Below are 20,163 nucleotides of genomic sequence, written 5' to 3'. Positions count from 1 at the left end.
AACCAATAACATGCGAGAGAACGACTTAACAAACAAAATGGAACCGCCCTAAGTACACCAACGAAGTGGTTAGCATTATTGAGCGCGGCAATTAAACCCGCCGCCATGAAGCCCGGCAAATAATCCCCGATAAACTTCATTCAAAAAAAACGTCCCCAAATATGGGGGTGGCTGTGCTATGCCCTTTTGTAAACAAAAACCAACAAGGTATCACATCACACAATGTGGTGGGTTACTTAATGCCAATTAATTCAAAATCCTAAATACCAATCAATTATGGATAAAATTTACAAGCAAAAAAGGGCTTCGTCCCGTTCATTTAAACAACGAAGGCCACTAAAAGCCATAACCCTGCTGGGGATATTGGTTTTTAGCCTGTTTTCGTTTGGGGCGTTCGCCCAAACCAACAATGTATCGGGCGTAGTGCGCGATATCAAGGGGGCTTCGATACCCGGCGTAACCGTCAAGATAATAGGTACTACCAACGGCGTACTTACCGATGCCGAAGGTAAATACACGCTTAAAAACGTGAGTCCCACAGCTAAGATCTCCTTCTCCAGTATCGGCTACACCTCAAAGGAGTTTACGGCCAACAAAACAACCATCAATGTAACACTTGAAGAAGACAATCAAAACCTGAATGAGGTGGTGGTGGTAGGTTACGGCGAGCAGAAGAAATCTACCGTAACGGGCGCGATCTCACAGATCGGCTCGCAGGAGATCATGCGGTCGCCAACACCAAATGCCACTAACACGCTGATCGGTAAACTAACCGGCTTGTTAGCTGTGCAAACCAGCGGTCAGCCGGGTGCCGATGCATCTTCCATATTCATTCGTGGTATCGCTACCTATAACAATGCCTCGGCAATTGTAGTGGTGGATGGTATCGAACGACCAAGCTTTGGCGATGTTGACCCGAACGAGATCGAGACCATCTCGGTTTTAAAGGATGCAGCATCAACCGCCATCTACGGTATCAAAGGTGCTAATGGTGTAATTGTAATTACCACCAAACAAGGCAAAATAGGCAAAGCACGTATCAGTTATACCGGCAACTACAGCTTACAAACTTATACCGGCCTGCCATTAGCCTTAGGATCGTACGATAACGCCCGCTTGCTGAACCAGGCATACCTGAACGATGCGAAGGCCGCTCCATGGTCTGATGCTGAGTTGCAGAAGTTTAAGGATGGTTCCGACCCTTATGGCTATCCTGATGTTCAATGGTTTAAATACCTTACTAAAAAGTACTATGGCCAAACGCAGCATAACTTCAATGTAAGCGGCGGCTCTAAAGTGGCTAAATACTTTGTATCAGCCGGTTATGCTTACCAGGATGGTATCTTTAAACACTTCGATTCGCCTTATGGTATCGAAACTACACCAAGCTTTACCCGCTACAATTTCCGTTCAAACGTAGACCTGACACTAAACAAGGACTTTACCGTGGGCATTAAACTGGGCGGTCGTTATTCAGACAGGTACCAGCCAGCCGGTCTGTTATCATCGTCGGCATTCTCGTACGATACCATCGAGGGTATGATCTCGCGTATCCTGCAAGTGCCGTCGTTCGCTTACCCTGTTTTCCTGCCCGATGGCCGCATAGCGCAAAACCCAGGGGTAGGTACCAACTTATGGAACCCTTACGCGGTGCTTACCCGCTTCGGTACCCGTAACGATGACAATAACACTATCGAAAGCACCTTTAATTTAGAATACAAGCTGGGCTTTATCACCAAGGGCTTATCGTTCAAAACCAATTTCGGTTACGACTCTTATTATAGCAACGTGCAACGCCGTAATGCCAACTGGGCCGCTTATGTTTGGGACAGGCAAACCGGCGCCATCAGCCTTTCAACTGATACCCGTAACCGCGACGTACCTCTGGGCGGTATCAACGCGGTGATCTCCGGTAACACCAACACCTCTTTGCAATCGGGCTTTTATTATAACCGCAGCTTTGGCAGGCACACCGTTTCGGGCCTGTTAATGGGCACCCGCCAGCTGATACAAGCCGGATCGGACGGTAGCGTGTTCACCGCGCCGCCGCGTGCTTCGCAGGGCCTTGTTAATCGTCTTACTTACAATTACGATAGCCGTTACCTGTTCGAGTTTAACGGTTCGTATAATGGTTCTGAAAACTTCGCGCCGTCAAATTTTGTTGGCGGTGATGGAAAAAGTCATCAGTATGGTTTCTTCCCAGCATTTTCTGCAGCATGGACAATGACCAACGAGTCGTTCTTCCCTAAAACCGATGTGTTAACCTACGCTAAACTGCGTGGTAGCTATGGTAAGGTGGGTAACGATAAGCTGGATAGCCGCTTCCTGTTCCTTACCAGCTATAGCGCCAATTCAAGCGTAGGCTTTGGTTCGGCAAACTCAATTACCAACTACCCAACAATTTTTATTGGCGATAACGCGTTGGGCAACCCTGCCATTACCTGGGAAACAGGTACCAAACGCGATATTGGTTTAGAGACGCGCTTCTTCCATGATAAATTAAGGTTGGATATTGATGTATTTGATGAGACCCGTAAGGACATTCTGACCAACCGTCAGAGCGGTCTGCTCACCTTTGGCCACTCGTATCCGGCACTTAACGTGGGCGAAGTGTACAACAAAGGTTACGAAATTGAACTGGATTACGGCGGGCAGAAGGGCAACTTCTCTTATGGTATCAACGCGCAGTTAAGCTACGCCAAAAACGTGATCCGCTCGGCAGATGAACCACTCGGTATTCCTGACGGCCTGAAACTGGAGGGAAAAAGTGTTGGCCAGTTTATCGGTTACGTAGCCGAAGGCTTCTACAAAGATGCTGCCGATGTGGCTGCTTCTGTAAAACCACAGGGCATTACCCCTATTCCCGGCGACTTAAAGTTTAAGGATTTGAATGGCGATGGTGTTATTACCGACCAGGACCGTCAGGCTATTGGCTACACTAATCGCCCCGAATACATTTACAGCTTTACCCCGCGTATTGCCTACAAGGGCCTTTCACTGAACGTGATGTTCCAGGGCGTGGGACACGTAAGCTCTAACCTGATATTGAACGACCAGAACAACGGACAGCAAATGTATCCTTTCATGCTAAACGCCTGGACACCGGAAACTGCCGCTACCGCTACCTGGCCTGCACTGCACTCGCGTGGTTATACCGGTTTAAACAACGCGCTGAACAGCTTTAACCTGCAAAACGCCCGTTACCTGAAGCTGCGTACCGTTGAACTGGCTTATACCCTGCCAAAATCCTGGACAGATAAAGTGAAGCTGCAAGGCGTACGTGTGTACCTGAACGGCCAAAACCTCATCACCTGGACACCATTCAAGATGTATGTAGATCCTGAAAACCTGAACGTGGTTAACCAGGCATTCCCGCTACAGTCGCTGTATCCATCGTCGAGGGTATTCAATTTTGGTATGAACATTAGTTTTTAAGAAGATGAAAAATTACAAGATATATTCACTGATCATTTTCCTGTCGCTGGCCTGCACATCGTGCAAAAAATACCTCGACAGGACACCCGGCATAGCGCTTGACGAGGACAAGGTTTTCTCCGATCCGGTTCAGGCGGCACGCTTTGCCGACAATGCCTATAACTACCTGATCAACGATTACGTTCGTTTTAACGATCACCGTGGCTGCACCTCGCAGGCATCGGACGAAGCTGTTTCGGGTAACTCCGAGTACACCGTTACCACGCTTAACCGTGGCCTTTACTTCGACCACTCGACCGCAGCTTACTTAAATGATATCGGCGACGTTTGGGCAAACATGTATGCAGGCATTGCCGTAACCAACAAAATGTTGGATAAGATAGGCGGCGTTCCGGCAGCTACCATCTTCCCGGCGCAGCGTGTTGAAGGCGAGATGCACTTCCTGCGCGCGTTCTTCTACTTCGAGTTGGTGAAGCGTTTTGGCGGTGTGCCATTACTGGTTAAACCTTATGGTGTAAACGATGATGTTAACCTGCCACGTGCATCGTATGATGCCTGTATCACACAAATAGTAGCCGATGCGGATAAGGCATTTACCCTATTGGGTAATGATGCCGATTACACTGCGTCGAACTATGGCCGTGCCACAAAGGGTGCCGCGCTGGCTTTAAAGGCCCGCACCTTATTATACGCCGCAAGTCCGCTTAACAACACAACCAACGATAAAACTAAATGGAAGGCCGCCGCCGATGCTGCCAAGGCTGTAATGGATCTGAACCAGTATGCCTTGCAGGATACCTATGCCGATATGCTGAACTTTACACCAACCCCCGATCTGGCTAAGAAGGAGTATATCATGTATAAGGTACGTGGCCCGCGCGCTATCGACGGTATGTTTGCCGACTTCTCGATGTCGCCAAGCTCGGGCGGCGCGCAGGGACAAATGGACCCTACACAAAACCACGTGGATATGTACCAGATGCAGGCTACCGGTAAGGATATCACCGACCCGACATCAGGCTACGACCCTCAAAATCCTTACGCAGGCCGCGATCCGCGCTTTTACGCCAATATCCTGTATAACGGCCAAACCTGGCAGGGTAAAACCATGGATACATGGATCCAGACAGACGGCACCGGCAAGGTTACCGCCAAGGGTAAGGATATCGACCCAAGCGCTATTACCTACACCGCCACCAGCTACTATTGCAAAAAATACTGGCCGGAGACCTACAACCGTGTTGGCGGTGGTACTACGCTGTTAAACTATATCTATTTCCGTTATGCTGAAGTGTTGTTGAACTACGCCGAAGCACAAAATGAATACCTGGACGCGCCTGATGCCTCTGTTTACGCGGCTATCAACGCCATTCGCCAGCGCCCGGCTGTGAATATGCCGGTTCTCCCCGCTGGTTTAAGTAAGGATCAGATGCGTGTGGCCATCCGCCATGAGCGCGCTATTGAGTTGGCTTTTGAAGACCACCGTTGGTACGATATTATGCGCTGGCATAATGGCCCGGCCACTATCAACGTGCCTATTTACGGTATGAAGGTGATCAAAAACACCAATGGCTCATTCACTTACACGCCTACTCTTTTGGGCGCTACTTTCCAAAAAACTTATACCGAGCAGCAGCACCGCTACCCTATCCCACGCAGCGAGATCTACAAAAGCAAGGGTGTACTGGTGCAAAACCCCGGGTGGAATTAATTGGATGTATTCATTTTTTAATGCATAAAGAATTTTAGAGTATGAAATTATTTAAGATAAAATACCTGCTGTGCCTGCCCTTCCTGTGGCTGTGCGCGCAAAGCGTTTACGCGCAAAAGCCCGATGAGCAGACCACTGTGAACGGCAAAGTGGTAGACGCCGACAATAAACCCATGCCGGGTGTATTGGTTTACAAACAGGAGTCGAAGAATGATAAGGGCATGGTTACCGGCGCCGATGGCAGCTTTTCTGCCACCTGTACCACCAGCGATGTGTTTGTATTTAAGTTTGATGGCTACCTTACCGTTACCAAAGGCGTACCCGAAATAAAGTACAAAAATACCATTATGCTCACCAAAGCTTTATTCCAGGCTGGCGACGATGATGATGTTTACATTCCCTTCGGCGTGCGTAAAAAGCGCCAGTTAACAGCCACCATCAGCAGTATAAATGGCGATGACCTGCCGTCTATCCCCTCTTCGTCGCTTAATAACGTGTTCACCGGCCGCTTATCGGGCTTATTGATCACGCCGAACAGTTCGCAGCAGCCGGGTTATGATGTATCTAACTTTACCATCCGTGGCCGTTCATCATACAACAACAACCAGGATCCACTGGTTTTGGTTGATGGCGTGGAACGCGATTTTAAATCGATGGATCTGGCCGAAATTGAAAGCGTAAGCGTATTAAAAGATGCGGCTACACTGGCCTGGTATGGCATGTACGCAGCCAACGGTGTAATTTATGTGCGCACCAAGCGTGGCAGCGCCACCAGCACCAAGGTAACGTTTGATGGGCAATACGGTGTATCGTCTCCATTAGAGATCACGCAGCCATTAAACTCTTATACCTACGCGTCGTTATATAACGAGGCGCAAACCAACAGCGGTATCACACCTACCTATTCAGCAACAGCTTTAACGGCCTATCAAACCGGTTCCGATCCGTACAAATATCCCAACAATGACTTCGTACGCGATTTCTTTAAGACAGTTGCCCCCACCCAACGCTATGTAGCTACCGTAAGCGGCGGTAACTCGTATGTTAAATTCTTTACCCTGTTAAGCTATTACAACCAGGGGGGCTTTTACAAGGGCGGCACCAATCCTTTGTACGATGCCAATACCAACTTTAACAAATACAACCTGCGCACCAATCTTGACATGAAGGTGAGCAAGAATTTGGATGTGGCCCTCGATATCGGCGGCAGGATCACCAACCTGCGCTTCCCTATCATTGGTACCGGTACCTTCCTGAACACGGTTTATAATACCCCTGCAAACGCGTTCCCGCTGCTAAACCCTGATGGTTCGTATGGCGGTACTTCGCTATACCAAAAAAGTAACCCGCTGGCGCAAATGTCTGCATCGGGCGTGGCTACCGACCTTAGCCGTAATATGATGGCCACTATCAGCGCTAAGCAAAAAATGGACGGTATTTTACCGGGATTAAGCGCTAATATCTTTTACGCTTACGATGTTTATGGTCTGTACCGGTCAGGCTATAGCCAGGATTACGAGGTTTATGAAGCTAACGGTACCGGTGGTTATACCCGTTACGGCACGGCAACTATTCCTAACTACTCGCAAAACACATTTTCGGGCAACATCCGCAAAACCGAGCTTTGGGGCGGTTTAGATTACGACCATACCTTTGGCGATCACGGCATTAACTTCAGCACCCGTATATCAAGGGCGGTTTATGCTACCTTCGGTGCTTTGGACAGCCGCCGCGACGGGATCTCCAACCGCTTATCGTACAATTACAAGCAACGCTATTTTGTTGATGTAACCGGTACCTTCTCCGGTTCAGAAAACTTTATGCCGGGCAAGCGCGTAGGCTTCTTCCCTGCCGCCTCAGCCGGCTGGATCATCTCTGACGAGAACTTTCTGAAGGATACCAAATTCCTTAACTTCCTTAAATTAAGAGGTTCTTACGGTTTGGTTGGTAATGATGCTTTGACATCGCTGGCCCGCCGCTTCTCGTTTTTGACCACCTATAACAGCAGTGCCGGTGGTTATAACTTTGGTACCAGCTATACCGGTGTCGGTGGTACTTCAGAAAACCCGCTGGGCAATCCTAATCTAACCTGGGAGCGCGCCTATAAAACCAGCGTTGGCTTTGATGCTACCTTATTTAATAAACTGATCAATATCAGCGGTGACTATTTTCATGAGGACCGCAAAAACCTGCTGACCAACTCGCTGCTGCCAAGTATCATCGGCCAGTCGCTGGTACAGGTTAACGAGGGCGAAGCTACATATACCGGTTTCGAGGCAAACTTGACCTTCAACAAAAAGATCGGCAAGGTTGATTTGAGCCTGTTCGGTAACTATACCTACAGCACCAGCAAGATCCTGGCTATCAACGAGGGTGCCGGTTTGCCCGATTATCAAAAGCAATTAGGCCACCCCATTACCAGCGTAATGCTGACCAATGCCGGCAGCTACGTGCGTAACTTCCTGCAATCGGATGGGATCTTCCAAAACCAGGCGCAGATTGATGCCTCGCCGGTGCAGCGCTTCTCGCGTACGGTTAAACCGGGCGATATCAAATACAAGGATATCAACGGCGATGGTGTGATCGATAACCTTGACTTTGTGACCACCGATTACAACTTCGTACCGAAATCGTTCTTCGGCTTCGGCACAAAGGTGGCTGCGCATAATTTCGATCTGTCCTTGTTCTTCCAGGGCGTGAGCGGCCGTACCATCAGCATCCAGAACATCATCAACTCAGGCAATGCCAACAACGGCTACCTTAACCAGTTTAGTGTTGACCGCTGGACTGCGGCCACTCCCGATGCAGCATACCCGCGCCTGATGATCAGCGACCGTGGTAACAACACCCAAAACTCCGATTTTTGGCTGCGTTCGGGCGATTACATCCGCCTGAAGAATGCCGAGTTTGGTTATACCATCCCTTCACGCTTCACCAAAAAGCTGAAGCTATCGCAATTAAGGTTTTATGTAAGCGGCCTGAACCTGATCACATTCGACAAGTTGGGTAACCTGCCTATCGACCCTGAACTGCCTGAGGCCGGGTATAACAGTTCATATCCGTACATGAAGATCTATTCCTTCGGTTTAAATATGAAATTTTAATTAACGACCGTAACGATGAAAACAATGAAAAGAAATATAATATACCTGCTGCTGGCCCTTGCCGGCTTGTACACCGCGGGTTGTAAAAAGGATACCTTTTTGCAGGACGGGTCTATCCCGCCCGATGGCGCTATTACCGAAGCGCAGGAATGGGCCAACCCCGATTTTGCCCGTAACTACCTGAACAATGTGTACGCCTCGCTGCAATCGCGCTATAATTTAGATGGCGACGGCTCTATGCTGGCCTCGGGCAGCGATGAGGCAGTTAATTCAAATCTTAACTCGTCCATCAATATCTTTAACAACGGTACATGGAGCCCGGTGCGAACCATTGACGATGTTTACAGCAACATGTACAGCGGCATCCGAAAGGCCAATATCTTTTTGGCCAAAGCGTATGGCAGCGCGGTGATCCCGGCGCAGGAGCTGGTAACATCAAATGCGGCTGACATTACTTACGATGCGCAAATTGCCCGCTTACGTGGCCAGGCATTCTACCTGCGCGCATTCTTTGAATTTGAACTGGTGAAGCGATACGGCAGCATGGTGCTGGTTACCCGTGTACTGAACAGTGACGAGAACCTGGATTTGCCCCGTAACAGTTTCGATGATTGCGTAAAGCAGATCGTGGCCGATTGTGATTCGGCTGCCGACCGCCTGCCGGATAACGCCGCCGCCTGGGCTACCAATAACCGTGGCCGCGCCACCAAAATAGCAGCACAAGCGCTTAAGGCACGGTTGTTGTTATACGCCGCCAGTCCGCAGTATAATCCGTCAAACGATTTAACCAAGTGGCAGACCGCCGCTACCGCTGCCAAGGTAATTATCGATGGCGGCAAGGCAGGCTTGTATACGTCTTATCCCAATATCTTCCTGTGGAATATATCTGGCGCGCCGTATAATACCGAGGTGATCTTTGCTACGCAAACAGCTAATGATGCCACTGTGGAGACCAACAATGCGCCAATAAGCTATAACGGCGCTAATGGCCGCACCGACCCTACCCAAAATCTGGTTGACGCCTTTGAAATGAAGACTACCGGCAGGGTAATAACCGATCCGTTAAGCGGCTATAACGCCAACGCGCCGTACACCAATCGCGACCCGCGCCTTGGCTTTTCCGTAATGTTGAATGGATCAACCTTTCAAAGTAAAACGGTTGATATTTACGCGGGTGGTAAGGATGCCATTGGTGTAAACGTAAATGCCACCAAAACCGGTTATTATATGCGCAAGTTTTTGGCCGAAGCCGCCGTTTGGAACACTTCATCAAACACCAGCGTGCGCAAGCCTTGGGTTTTGTACCGCTATGCTGAAGTATTGCTGAACTATGCCGAAGCTATTAATGAAGCGCAAGGCACCGCCGGCATGGCCGAAGTACTGAAAAGCCTGAACCTGATCCGTGCGCGCGGCGGTGTGGCCATGCCTGCCCTGCAAACCACCAACGCGGCAGGCAACGGCTATGTAGCGCCCACCCAGGCCGAACTGCGCAAGCGCATCCACTTAGAGCGCCAGGTAGAGCTTTGCTTTGAAGAACACCGCTTTTACGATGTGCGCCGCTGGAAAGAAGCCGAAACTACATTTAGCCTGCCAGCACGCGGCATGAACATCACCCAAACATCACCCGGTGTGTTCACCTACTCGCCGTTTACAGTAGAGAACCGTGTGTTTACGGCTAAAAACTACCTGTTCCCGATAGCGCAGGTGGAGTTGAACAAGGCACCGGCATTGAAGCAAAATCCAGGATATTAATTTTCGATATCCTCTTTATAAAAATGGTTATGCCATAGCGGCATAACCATTTTTGTTTAACCCAACCGCCCGGTCAAGCGTCCACGCTTGATCGGGCGGTATATATGCGTTATTTATTTTGATATGACTTGATCTGCCATTTCACTTTTCCCGCATAAGGATCATTAACAATGCTACTGCCCGAGGTATTTATCCGATGCAACACATTATCCGATGGCAAACAAATCAACCCACTACCCTTTTGGCCTTTTGTGGTATAGCCCACCAACTGAATATTCGACCAATCCATCTGCAAGGTTGATTGCGCCAGCTTGATATGTGGGATCACCGCGCCTTCGCGTACCAGTATTACAGCTTGAACAGATCCGGCGGCAATAGTATGCCAGCCGCTTTTGTAAGTTTTGCCGGTTTGATAATCTATCCAGTTGCCGGTTGGCAGGTAAACTTCGCGTTCCTTTACTTCTTCAAACAGCGGCGCTACCAACATGTCCGATCCAAACAGGTATTCATCGTCTGTTAGCCATGCGCCGGGATCTCTCGGATATTCTACAAACAGCGCACGTACCATCGGCAGGCCACGTTCGGTGCAATCTTTGGCTTGCGCGTAAATGTATGGCATTAGCTTGTAGCGCATCTCGTCAGTCAGGCGAAAAGTATTCAGGAACTCCGGGCTATAAGCCCATGGCTCCTTTGGCGGTGCGCCGTGAGCGCGGCTGTGTGAGGTCAACATACCGAATGCAGCCCAGCGCGCATACAAATTTTCGGGTGATTTACGCACAAAGCCACCAATATCATGGCTCCAGAATGAAAAGCCTGACAGGCCGAACGAGAGACCGCCGCGTAATTCGGCGGCCATGGCGGTGTTGGTGTTGGCCGCGTCTCCGCCCCAATGCAGCGGGTAACGCTGGCTGCCGGCCCAGGCGCTGCGCGCCCAGATGATGTTATCGCCCGTAACCTTTTTGGTAATATCGGCCACGGTTTTGTTGTAGCGCAGCGGGTATAGGTTATGCTCATAGAATCCGGTTCTTCCCGAGTGGTACAGGCCGTTATTTGGCGCTGCCTCACCAAAATCTACCTTGATAGCGCCCACCCCCAACTTTAACAGCCCGGCAATTTTATCCTGGTACCAGGTAACAGTGGCCGGATTACTAAAATCGAGCACGGCATCTTCGTAAGGCAGGTTGCCCTTGCCATCTTTTACTACCAAATCGTTCTTCACCAAATCGTTAAAATAAATATTTTTTGGTGTGAAGTAAGGCAGTTGCCACAGCGACACGTGGAAGCCATCCTTTTTCAGGTCGCTCATTAGTTTGGCGGGATCGGTAAAGCGATCGGGCGCGAATTTATAATCCACCCGCCAGTCGGTGCTGAACCAGCCCGTATCGTAATGGATCACATCGGCCGGGATGCGGTTCTCGCGCAATTTGGCGGCTATATCGCGGCCGTCCTTTTCAGACAAGTAAGTGATCCGGCTCATCCAAAACCCAAATGACCATAGCGGCGGCATCGAAGCTTTGCCGGTCAGGTTGGTGTATTCGTCTAGTATATCTTTAGGTTCGCCAAGGAAAACGAACAAGTCCAGTTCATCATCACCAATCATCAGACTGTTTACGCCGCCAAAATATTTGCCAAAATCGCAGGTGATGGGGGTTGACGTATGCATAAACATACCATACCCCCGGTTGCTCATGAAAAAAGGGATAGGCTTGTACATGGTTTCGTTTTGCACGCCGTTGGCATCGTCGGCCCATAGTACTACTTTTTGGCCACGTTTATCTAAGCCGGTAAATGATTCACCGCAACCAAAGATCTTCTCGCCGGGAGATAACGAAAATACTGCGTTCATACTGCGCGAATAATCGGATGCGCGCCGCACGTACGAGAACGGCATTACCGGTGTAAAGTCAACCCCGGCATTATCCTTATCATGTATGGTTTTGGTCAGTAGCTTGCCAGTAGCGTCCCTAAACTCCACATGCCATGGCTTGGTCAATATTGTAACCGAACCATAAGCGCTGGTATACTGGTAACCACCCTTAACCGGGCTGTACTTCCAGCTTTTGGTATCTACCGGCGCTTTGCCGTTCACCAGCATCAGCGACTCTTGCTCTGGCTTAAATTGCGGCCCCGATAAGGCCCTGATGCGTACCGTGCGCGCTGATACAAATTGGATAGAGAACGGCAAGGTTGGCGCTATTTCATATTCGGTTGATGGAAATTCGTTAGCCGGTACAGCCGTAAGCGCACCCATCATATTATTGAACGCGAGGGGCGTTTTGTACATATAGCGTTTGTAAACGATCTTGCCTGTTGCGGTTACCGGGTCGAAGTTGGCCAGGCTATCGGCCAGGTAATACGTGTTTTTAAAATCCTTAAAATCGGTGCTGATATCTATGGGTTCGTTCAGCAGGTGCATGCCCTGTAACTGGGCCAGCGCCTTAAAGTTTACTGTCATAACAACAGTTAAACTTAATAGCATGGATAGATATCTTCGCTTCATTTTACGATCAAGGTTTAAAAGGTTATTTCTTTATTTTAACAGGTTTCAGCTTTTCAAAAACATCTACCGGCAGGATGTTGCCATCGGTATCGAAACGCATGGGCGATATACAGGTTTCGCGGTTGTAGCCGTTGCCATCCGGGATTTTAAAGCGATGATAGGCGATATACCACTCGTCCTTACCCGGCACTTGTACAACAGAATGGTGTCCCGCTCCCTTTACAACGCCTTTTCCTTTTAGTACGGGATGTCCCACAGCTTTGGTAAACGGCCCTAATGGCGAGTTTGATGTAGCATAAGCGATGGAATAACGTGGATCACGCGTATCATACTCCGACCACATCAGGTAGTAAACACCTTTGCGCTTGATCATAAAAGGTCCTTCGTTATATCCCTGCGGCTTAATGGAGGTAATTTTCGAAGTATCGCAGGATATCATATCAGCATTCAGCTTTACGATGTTGCATTGGCCTTGCCCCCAATACAGGTAGGCCTGCCCATCATCATCAATAAAGGCCATCGGGTCTATCATTTGGCCACGCTTAGTGCCTTTGGCTATCAGCGGCTTGCCTATCGGGTCTTTAAACGGACCGGTAGGTTTATCGCTTACTGCCACGCCGATATTGGTATTGGCCGAATAGTAGTAATAGTATTTATTGTTTTTAAAGGCGATGGTCGGCGCCCAGGCACGCTCCTTGGCCCATGTCAGATCCCGCGGCAGATCAAGGATCACGCCCTCGTTCTTCCAATCCACCAAATTATCTGATGACCAGCAGGTGAACGAGGTTGATAGCCAGCCGGTGGTACCATCGGTAGTTGGATAGATGTAAAACTTTTTGCCAAACGCAGTGATGTTCGGATCAGCATATACACCCGGCAATACCGGCGCGGGTGCGTTAAGCGTATCTTTTTCCTGCGCCATTAATGGTGCCGATGCCGCAACGGCTATCAGCAAAGTCAATGCTTTTTTTATCGTAACCATTATTTGCCGATGTTTTTATACCTGCCCAAAGCCTCAATAAAATAGTAATCAGCATAAGTTAAAGGCACATCAACCTCGGTACCGGCCGGGAAATGGCCAACGCAATGCTGTAAAATAAAGCCCCCGTTTGTACCGGACTCGGCTAAATACGGCGCTTTGGACAGATTGCGGATAATAGTTTCGGCGGTGGTGAAGTAAGTTTGGCTATCTTTTTTATCAGTATAACGGCACAGTTCCAGTAAAGCCGATGCCATGATGGCCCCTGCCGAAGCATCGCGCAAAGCATCCGGGATATTCGGCGCGTTGAAATCCCAGTAAGGGATCTTATCCTTTGGCAGATTGGGGTGATTCAGGATGAAGTGCGCGATATGGTTAGCTTGCGCCAAATACTTTTTATCTTTTGTTTCGCGGTACATCACCGTATAGCCGTACAGGCCCCAGGTTTGCCCCCTCGCCCATGCCGATTCATCGGCAAAGCCCTGCGCGGTACGTTTTTGCTGCACCTCGCCGGTTTGCGGGTTATAGTTGATCACATGGTACGAACTATAATCAGGCCTGAAATGGTTACGCATGGTAGTATTGGCATGGGTAACGGCAATCTTATAAAAGCTGGAATCGCCGGTGGCGCGGGTGGCCCAAAACAGCAGTTCAAGGTTCATCATGTTATCAATGATCACCAAATATTCCGGTTTGTTAGAATCCCAGGATTTGATACAACCAATTTTGGGGTCGAAACGGGTACAAAGCGATTTAGCGCTGTTGATCAGGATCTGCTTGTAAGCCGCAGACGGTTCCAACTTTTCCGCGTTACCGAAGCTGCAATACATCATAAAGCCCAGATCGTGCGTGGTTTTGTTATACTGTTCTTTTGCCAGCACATCCAGTATGCGGTTGGCTTCAGTTAGCATGGCTTTATCGCCGGTAGCTTTATACAGGTATAGCAAAGTACCCGGATAAAAGCCACTGCACCACCAGCCCGAGTTACTGGTCTCGAACTTGCCTGTTTTCGGGTAATAGCTTTTAGGGAATTTTCCGGGCTCAAGGCCCTTCATCATTAATTTATATTGATTAACACCGTCCTTATAATCGGCACTGATGGTTTTTAATAGTTGCGGGTTGGGTTTAAATTTAACTTTTTGCGCTAACGAAGCCGTGCAGCTTAGCATCACCAGCGCTACGGTGTACAGGATGTTTTTTAAGATCATTATTAAGTTTATATTTCGTTTTATAAAGTATTGCAATATAGGCGATTATCAATTTAATCGTCACCTAAATTTAAATATTTCTCACTTGCCTACAGCAGGTCATTAGCCAAATTGGCCAGTTCGCTGCGTTCGCCTTTTTGCAGGGTAATGTGCGCGTAAAGCGGGTGGCCTTTGGCCTTGTCTATCAGGTACGATAAGCCGTTACTTTCGGCATCCAGGTATGGGGTATCTATCTGGTAAATATCGCCGGTGAATACAAATTTGCTGTGTTCGCCCGCACGGGATATGATAGTCTTCACTTCGTGCGGGGTCAGGTTTTGGGCCTCGTCCACAATAAAGAAGATCTTAGTAAGCGTACGCCCGCGGATAAAGGCCAGCGGCGCGATGGAGATCTTATCGTTAGTGACCAGTTCATCTATCTTTTGCTGCATCTTTTCGTCGTCGGCAAATTGCTCGCGGATAAATTTCAGGTTATCCCAAATGGGTGCCATATAAGGGTCTACTTTTGATTTGGCATCGCCCGGCAAAAAGCCGATCTCCTTATTACTGAGGGGGACGATCGGACGGGTGACATAGATCTGCCGGTAATACTTGCGTTGCTCCAAAGCCGCGGCCAATGCCAGCAGGGTTTTGCCCGTACCCGCGTTACCCTGTATGGTTACCAGTTTAATATCGGTATTAAGCAGTGCGTGTAAGGCACAGGCCTGCTCCGGGTTTTTGGGCGATATGTTAAACACGGGTTCTTCCTTAACCTTCTCCAAATGATCTATCTGCGCGCTGTAAAACGCAGATAGCGACGAGCGCTTGCCGTTTAACAAATAAAAGTGGTTGCCACGACCCGGCTGAATATCCAAATCGGCAGCGGTAAGCACGTCCTCCTTATTTAACTGGTTGATCAGCTTATCGGTAGCCTTATTAATGGTAGTGCCGGTGTATAACTCATCAAGGTTTTTGATCTTGCCGGTTTCGTAGTCCTCGGCATTAAGATTAAGTGATTTGGCTTTCAGGCGCAGGCAGATATCTTTTGATACCAGCACCACCCGCTTATCGGGATTTTCCTGTTGTAATGACAGGGCGGCATTTAGGATACGATGATCTATCTTATCATCGCCAAAAACCTCCTCGGCATCAACACCCAGGTTTTTGTTATCCATAATTACCTTGAAGTTGCCCTTGTTTTGCCCGTTTAAAGGTTGCCACTGGTTAAGCAGGCGCTTGCGCGACAGGTTGTCCATCAGGCGGATAAAACCCCGCGCTTCGAAGTTGCGGGTATCATTCCCGGTCTTCATGTTATCCAGTTCTTCCAGCACCTGTATTGGAATGGCCACGTCGTGCTCCTGGAAATTCTCGAAAGCGTTATGATCGTAAAGGATAACGGATGTATCTAAAACGAATATTTTCTTTTTAGCCGGTGGCTTATTCCTGCCCTCTTTAGTCATAGTGCCAAATTAGGGAATTATTGGCAGATTAAGAAAATCGCCCGGTGATTTAACCACAAAGGCACAAAGATTAGCACAAAGAATACAAAGGCTTTTGAGCTAAATATGAGGTAAGAAAATCCTTGTGCCACTTTGTGGTTAATTCGTCCCCAACCAAATCACTACAAAAAACGAAAACGGAAGCCTCCTCTTGCGATTCGACTTCCGTTTTCTGACCTGATGCCCAGCCATAGCTGCACACCCGGCGCCCAAGTTCTTTTGTAGTTTTGACCGGTTAAACTATCCAGGTTTGTGCAAACTTTGAATATGGTTAATGTCCGTTACCTGTATTGCGTTACGCCGTGGCGCCGGCAACCAGTGTATGCCCCTAAACTATCCCGGTGAGCTGATCGGACCTTTCGGCCGGCTGGCATTTTGGGTAATCTTTTAAAACCGCCTGGCCCAAAGGTTTCACCCGGTCGGCTCCTGTTTTAAGCGGGACTGTCAAAGTACGTTGTTCTTGTTGATTCTAAGATAGTTGCATTAAGCACCCATGTCAAGCAAAATCTTAATGTATTTATAAACAGCTTATTAACCAACTGCGGGTGCTTATCAACACTTTTGCAATGATAAATACCTGCTTTTTAATGGCTTGCACAGCGTTTATGTACGTGGTTATTCACATTTCGGTTATGAACAGGTTGGGCTTAATTAGGTTATTTTGCGGGTGAGATTAAGGGTAAGATTTCCTTTTTTCAGATTTTCCTTTGTAACACTTTGGCTCATCAGTAGCGATGGGTTTGAAACCCAGCGCTATATTGGGATATCACCTGCGGCCCTGAATCTGACGAACTATAGCCGACGACAACATTAATACAATCAAAAATATCTAAAATAAATATTGCATGTTACTAATATTATTAGCAATTTTGATATCATGAATCAGAATTCGGTAGCGGTAAAGAAGGATTCGCGGGTGCTGTTTGTGGATATGAACAGTTTTTTTGCCCGCTGTGAGCAGCAGGTAAATTACTGGTTGCGCGGTCGCCCGGTGGGCGTTTGTGTGTATACCGGCAAGTATGGTTGCGTTATTTCCCTTTCAACCGAAGCCAAAGAGCGTGGCCTGAAGGCTGGCATGCGCCTTAATGATGCCATGCTGGTTTGTCCCGACCTGGTGCCGGTAGAAAGTAATCCTGCCCGTTACCGGGGTTATCATACCAAGATCATTAATGTATTGAAAGAGCACTGCATGGATGTGGTGCCCAAAAGTATCGACGAGGCCATCATCAACCTAACGCATCATGAAAATACTGATCCGTTAACCATCGCCAAAAAAATAAAACGTGAGATCCTGGAGCGTGTTGGCGACTGGCTTACCTGTTCGGTTGGCATCGCGCCGAATGCCTTCCTGGCTAAACTGGCATCGGTACGGGGCAAAAAGCAGGATGGCCTGCTGATGATCACCCATGATAATATAGATGATATCCTGCGCCCCCTGCGCCTGGGCGATTTGCCGGGTATCGGCGGTAACATGTCGTACCGGCTGGAGCGGGCCGGCGTAATGACCCCGCTGGATATGCGCTACGCCGGCCCTCAAAAGCTGAAAGCCATATTTAAGGGCATTGAGGGCGTATTCTGGCATTACCGGTTGAATTTTATCGAAACCAATATCGTATCGCACGAATACCGGGGTATGCAGGCCATGCGGCAGATCTCGGCCGAGAAGCGAAAAAGCATGGAGTACATCGATCAGCTGTTTATGACCCTTTGCCTAACGCTTGAAAAACGGATGGTAAAGCATAAGTTTCGCTGCAAAGCGGTAGGTTTTACGGCACGTTACGAGGATGGCACCCGCTGGGACGACGCCTTTGCCCTCACCACCCCTATCCAGGATGCCATCAGCCTGATGCGTGGCATACGCCTGCGCACCGAAAAGTTTATGGACATGATGAACTGCGGCCCCATCTTTAATAACGATATTACCCAAATGCGGGTATCGGTCACCAATTTTGTAAATGCCGATAATATGCTGTACAGCCTGTTCGAAGATATGGATCAGAAAGAAACGGCCTTTAAAACCATGCATGCCATTAAGGATAAGTTTGGATCGGACAAACTGATACGGGCTGTAGAAATGACCGACGGACAGGTAATTAAGGATGTGATAGGCTTTGGCTCGGTAAAGGATCTGAGCGAGCTGGACTATAAAGCCTAACCTCTCGCCTTCCTCAACTTCAGGTTAAATTGTTTTCAGAAAATCACAACAAGTTTTTGGTGTACAACGTACAAGTGTAAAATCAAACAGTTGTATTACTGACCCCTCATTAGGGTTTTTAATACAATTGTTTACATAAGTGCCCAACCCTAATTATCTTTGTTATGAAACTATTCTTTACCCAAAAATTACCCATGTATCAGGCCCTGGTGTTATTAGTACTATTAATGTCGCGATGCGTTGTAAAGCCGTTGCAGCCCACCCAGTCGGTAAAAGACAGCATGCCGATCGAAATGATGTCGAAAACGGGCACTGCTACCCCCGCCAACAATACCCCCTTAAAGAATATGTTCGGTATCAATTCGTACGAATGGGATTTCCTGCAAAACCCTAACCAACCGAATGTAAAATATACCATTTACGAAGATAACATGTCGCTCATCAAGTCGTTCAGCGCGGTGCGTCATTACATGAACTGGAACAAGCTTGAAAATACCGAGGGCAATTATACCTACAACCCTACCAACGATGGCAGCTGGGATTACGACCTGATCTACACCCGTTGCAAGGCAGAAGGCATTACGGTATTGGCCGACCTGAAGAATTGCCCCCGCTGGATGGTGGCAGGATATCCATCTGCTCAACAAGATGACGAGAATGTGCCGGCACCTTACGGCGCCGACCTAAGCAAACCAGCCAGCTATGTGCAGCAGGCACGCGTTGGCTTCCAGTTCGCGGCGAGGTATGGTTCTAACGCTGCTGTTAACCCTGGTTTGGTAACTGTTGATTCGCGCCCGCGCTGGACTAACGACCATATCAACGAAGTAAAGATCGGTATGAACCTGATCAAATACATCGAATGTAATAACGAACCCGACCGCTGGTGGAAAGGCCCGCTGACCACTCAAACGCCAGAACAATACGCCGCTAACCTTTCGGCTTTTTACGATGGCGATAAAGGCAAATTAGGCCCTAATGCCGGTATTAAAACCGCCGACCCGAACATGATAGTGGTGATGGGCGGTATAGCCACCTGCGACCCAACCTACGTTACCCGCATTATCGAGTGGTGTAAAATCAACCGTGGTTATAAAGCCAATGGAGCGGTTAACCTGTGTTTTGATGTTATCAATTATCATTACTATTCAAACGATGGCGATGTGCGTACGCATAAGCAGGCCACTACAGGTATAGCGCCCGAACTATCGGCCGCGGGTAGCATTGCCGATGGTTTTGTGAAGGTGGGCAAACAATATAATCTGCCCGTTTGGGTTACCGAGGCCGGTTACGATATTAACGCGGGCAGTTACCAGCGCGCTATCGCCATCGGTTCAAAATCGGCCTTAATTACACAAGCCGACTGGATATTACGCACCTGCCTGCTGTACATGCGCCATAATGTGCAAAGCTTGTATTTTTATCAGTTGTTTGATGTAACCGCTGATAACCCGACGCAATACGCTACATCGGGCCTGGCCGAAGGTATTAAACGCCGCCCTGCCGCCGATTATATCTTGCAGACAACCAAATTGATGGGCAGTTACACCTATAGCCAAACCATCAATGCCGACCCTTTAGTGGATGTTTATGTAAGCGGTAAAAAAACAATGTATGTACTAACCATCCCCGACCAAAAAGGGCGCACCGGTACTTATACTTTAGATCTGGGCCGCGGCGTTTCGAGCGCTACCATTTACACCCCAACAGCAGGCGCCGACGCGATGACCAAAACTACAAGCGCGGCCGCGGCTGGCAAATTAAAAGTTACCGTAACCGAAACGCCGGTATTTGTAGAAGCAGGCGGACAGGTTCAATAAGTTTAAAAGATATGTTTTGAAGAA

The 20,163-nt window shown here is 48.5% G+C and carries 10 protein-coding genes; 6 read left to right on the top strand and 4 right to left on the bottom strand.

The annotated features are described in order from the left end of the window. Positions 1–276 precede the first annotated feature (276 nt). From HQ865_RS09085 to HQ865_RS09070, 4 genes are read left to right on the top strand one after another with little or no spacing between them, the layout of a single operon-like run. A complete protein-coding gene (locus HQ865_RS09085) occupies positions 277–3,435 on the top strand; it encodes a SusC/RagA family TonB-linked outer membrane protein (protein ID WP_173414592.1) in 3,159 nt (1,052 codons plus the stop codon). 4 nt (positions 3,436–3,439) lie between these two features. Next, positions 3,440–5,146 carry a RagB/SusD family nutrient uptake outer membrane protein gene (locus HQ865_RS09080; RefSeq protein ID WP_173414591.1) on the top strand — a complete coding sequence of 569 codons (1,707 nt, stop codon included), beginning with the start codon at positions 3,440–3,442 and terminating at the stop codon, positions 5,144–5,146. 41 nt (positions 5,147–5,187) lie between these two features. Continuing rightward, positions 5,188–8,250 carry a SusC/RagA family TonB-linked outer membrane protein gene (locus HQ865_RS09075; RefSeq protein WP_173414590.1) on the top strand — a complete coding sequence of 1,021 codons (3,063 nt, stop codon included), beginning with the start codon at positions 5,188–5,190 and terminating at the stop codon, positions 8,248–8,250. 24 nt (positions 8,251–8,274) lie between these two features. Beyond that, the gene (locus tag HQ865_RS09070; protein WP_173414589.1) at positions 8,275–10,002 is read left to right on the top strand and encodes a RagB/SusD family nutrient uptake outer membrane protein; all 1,728 of its coding nucleotides are present in this window, start codon (positions 8,275–8,277) and stop codon (positions 10,000–10,002) included. A gap of 109 nt (positions 10,003–10,111) precedes the next feature. On the opposite strand, the gene HQ865_RS09065 is transcribed toward HQ865_RS09070, so the two are convergent. The 4 genes from HQ865_RS09065 to HQ865_RS09050 form a co-directional block, all read right to left on the bottom strand. After that, the gene (locus HQ865_RS09065; RefSeq protein WP_202020461.1) at positions 10,112–12,457 is read right to left on the bottom strand and encodes a glycoside hydrolase family 31 protein; all 2,346 of its coding nucleotides are present in this window, start codon (positions 12,455–12,457) and stop codon (positions 10,112–10,114) included. A 67-nt stretch (positions 12,458–12,524) separates the two neighbouring features. After that, positions 12,525–13,484, bottom strand: a complete 960-nt coding sequence (locus HQ865_RS09060; RefSeq protein ID WP_173414587.1) for a family 43 glycosylhydrolase — start codon at positions 13,482–13,484, stop codon at positions 12,525–12,527. Further along, positions 13,484–14,689: a glycoside hydrolase family 88 protein gene (locus tag HQ865_RS09055; protein WP_173414586.1), complete on the bottom strand. Its 1,206-nt coding sequence runs from the start codon at positions 14,687–14,689 to the stop codon at positions 13,484–13,486. The genes HQ865_RS09060 and HQ865_RS09055 overlap by 1 nt, the downstream gene beginning before the upstream one ends. A gap of 89 nt (positions 14,690–14,778) precedes the next feature. Then, a complete protein-coding gene (locus tag HQ865_RS09050; protein WP_173414585.1) occupies positions 14,779–16,128 on the bottom strand; it encodes a PhoH family protein in 1,350 nt (449 codons plus the stop codon). Positions 16,129–17,044: 916 nt separating this feature from the next. On the opposite strand from HQ865_RS09050, the gene HQ865_RS09045 reads away from it, so the two are divergent. Both HQ865_RS09045 and HQ865_RS09040 read left to right on the top strand, forming a co-directional pair. Next, positions 17,045–18,322 carry a DNA polymerase Y family protein gene (locus HQ865_RS09045; protein WP_173414584.1) on the top strand — a complete coding sequence of 426 codons (1,278 nt, stop codon included), beginning with the start codon at positions 17,045–17,047 and terminating at the stop codon, positions 18,320–18,322. A 164-nt stretch (positions 18,323–18,486) separates the two neighbouring features. Continuing rightward, positions 18,487–20,139: a hypothetical protein gene (locus HQ865_RS09040; protein ID WP_173414583.1), complete on the top strand. Its 1,653-nt coding sequence runs from the start codon at positions 18,487–18,489 to the stop codon at positions 20,137–20,139. Positions 20,140–20,163 lie beyond the last annotated feature (24 nt).

This window comes from Mucilaginibacter mali (genome assembly GCF_013283875.1).
Classification (GTDB): Bacteria; Bacteroidota; Bacteroidia; order Sphingobacteriales; family Sphingobacteriaceae; genus Mucilaginibacter; species Mucilaginibacter mali.
The sequence above is the reverse complement of the archived record's forward strand: the minus strand, read 5'-3'. Positions and strand labels throughout refer to the sequence as shown.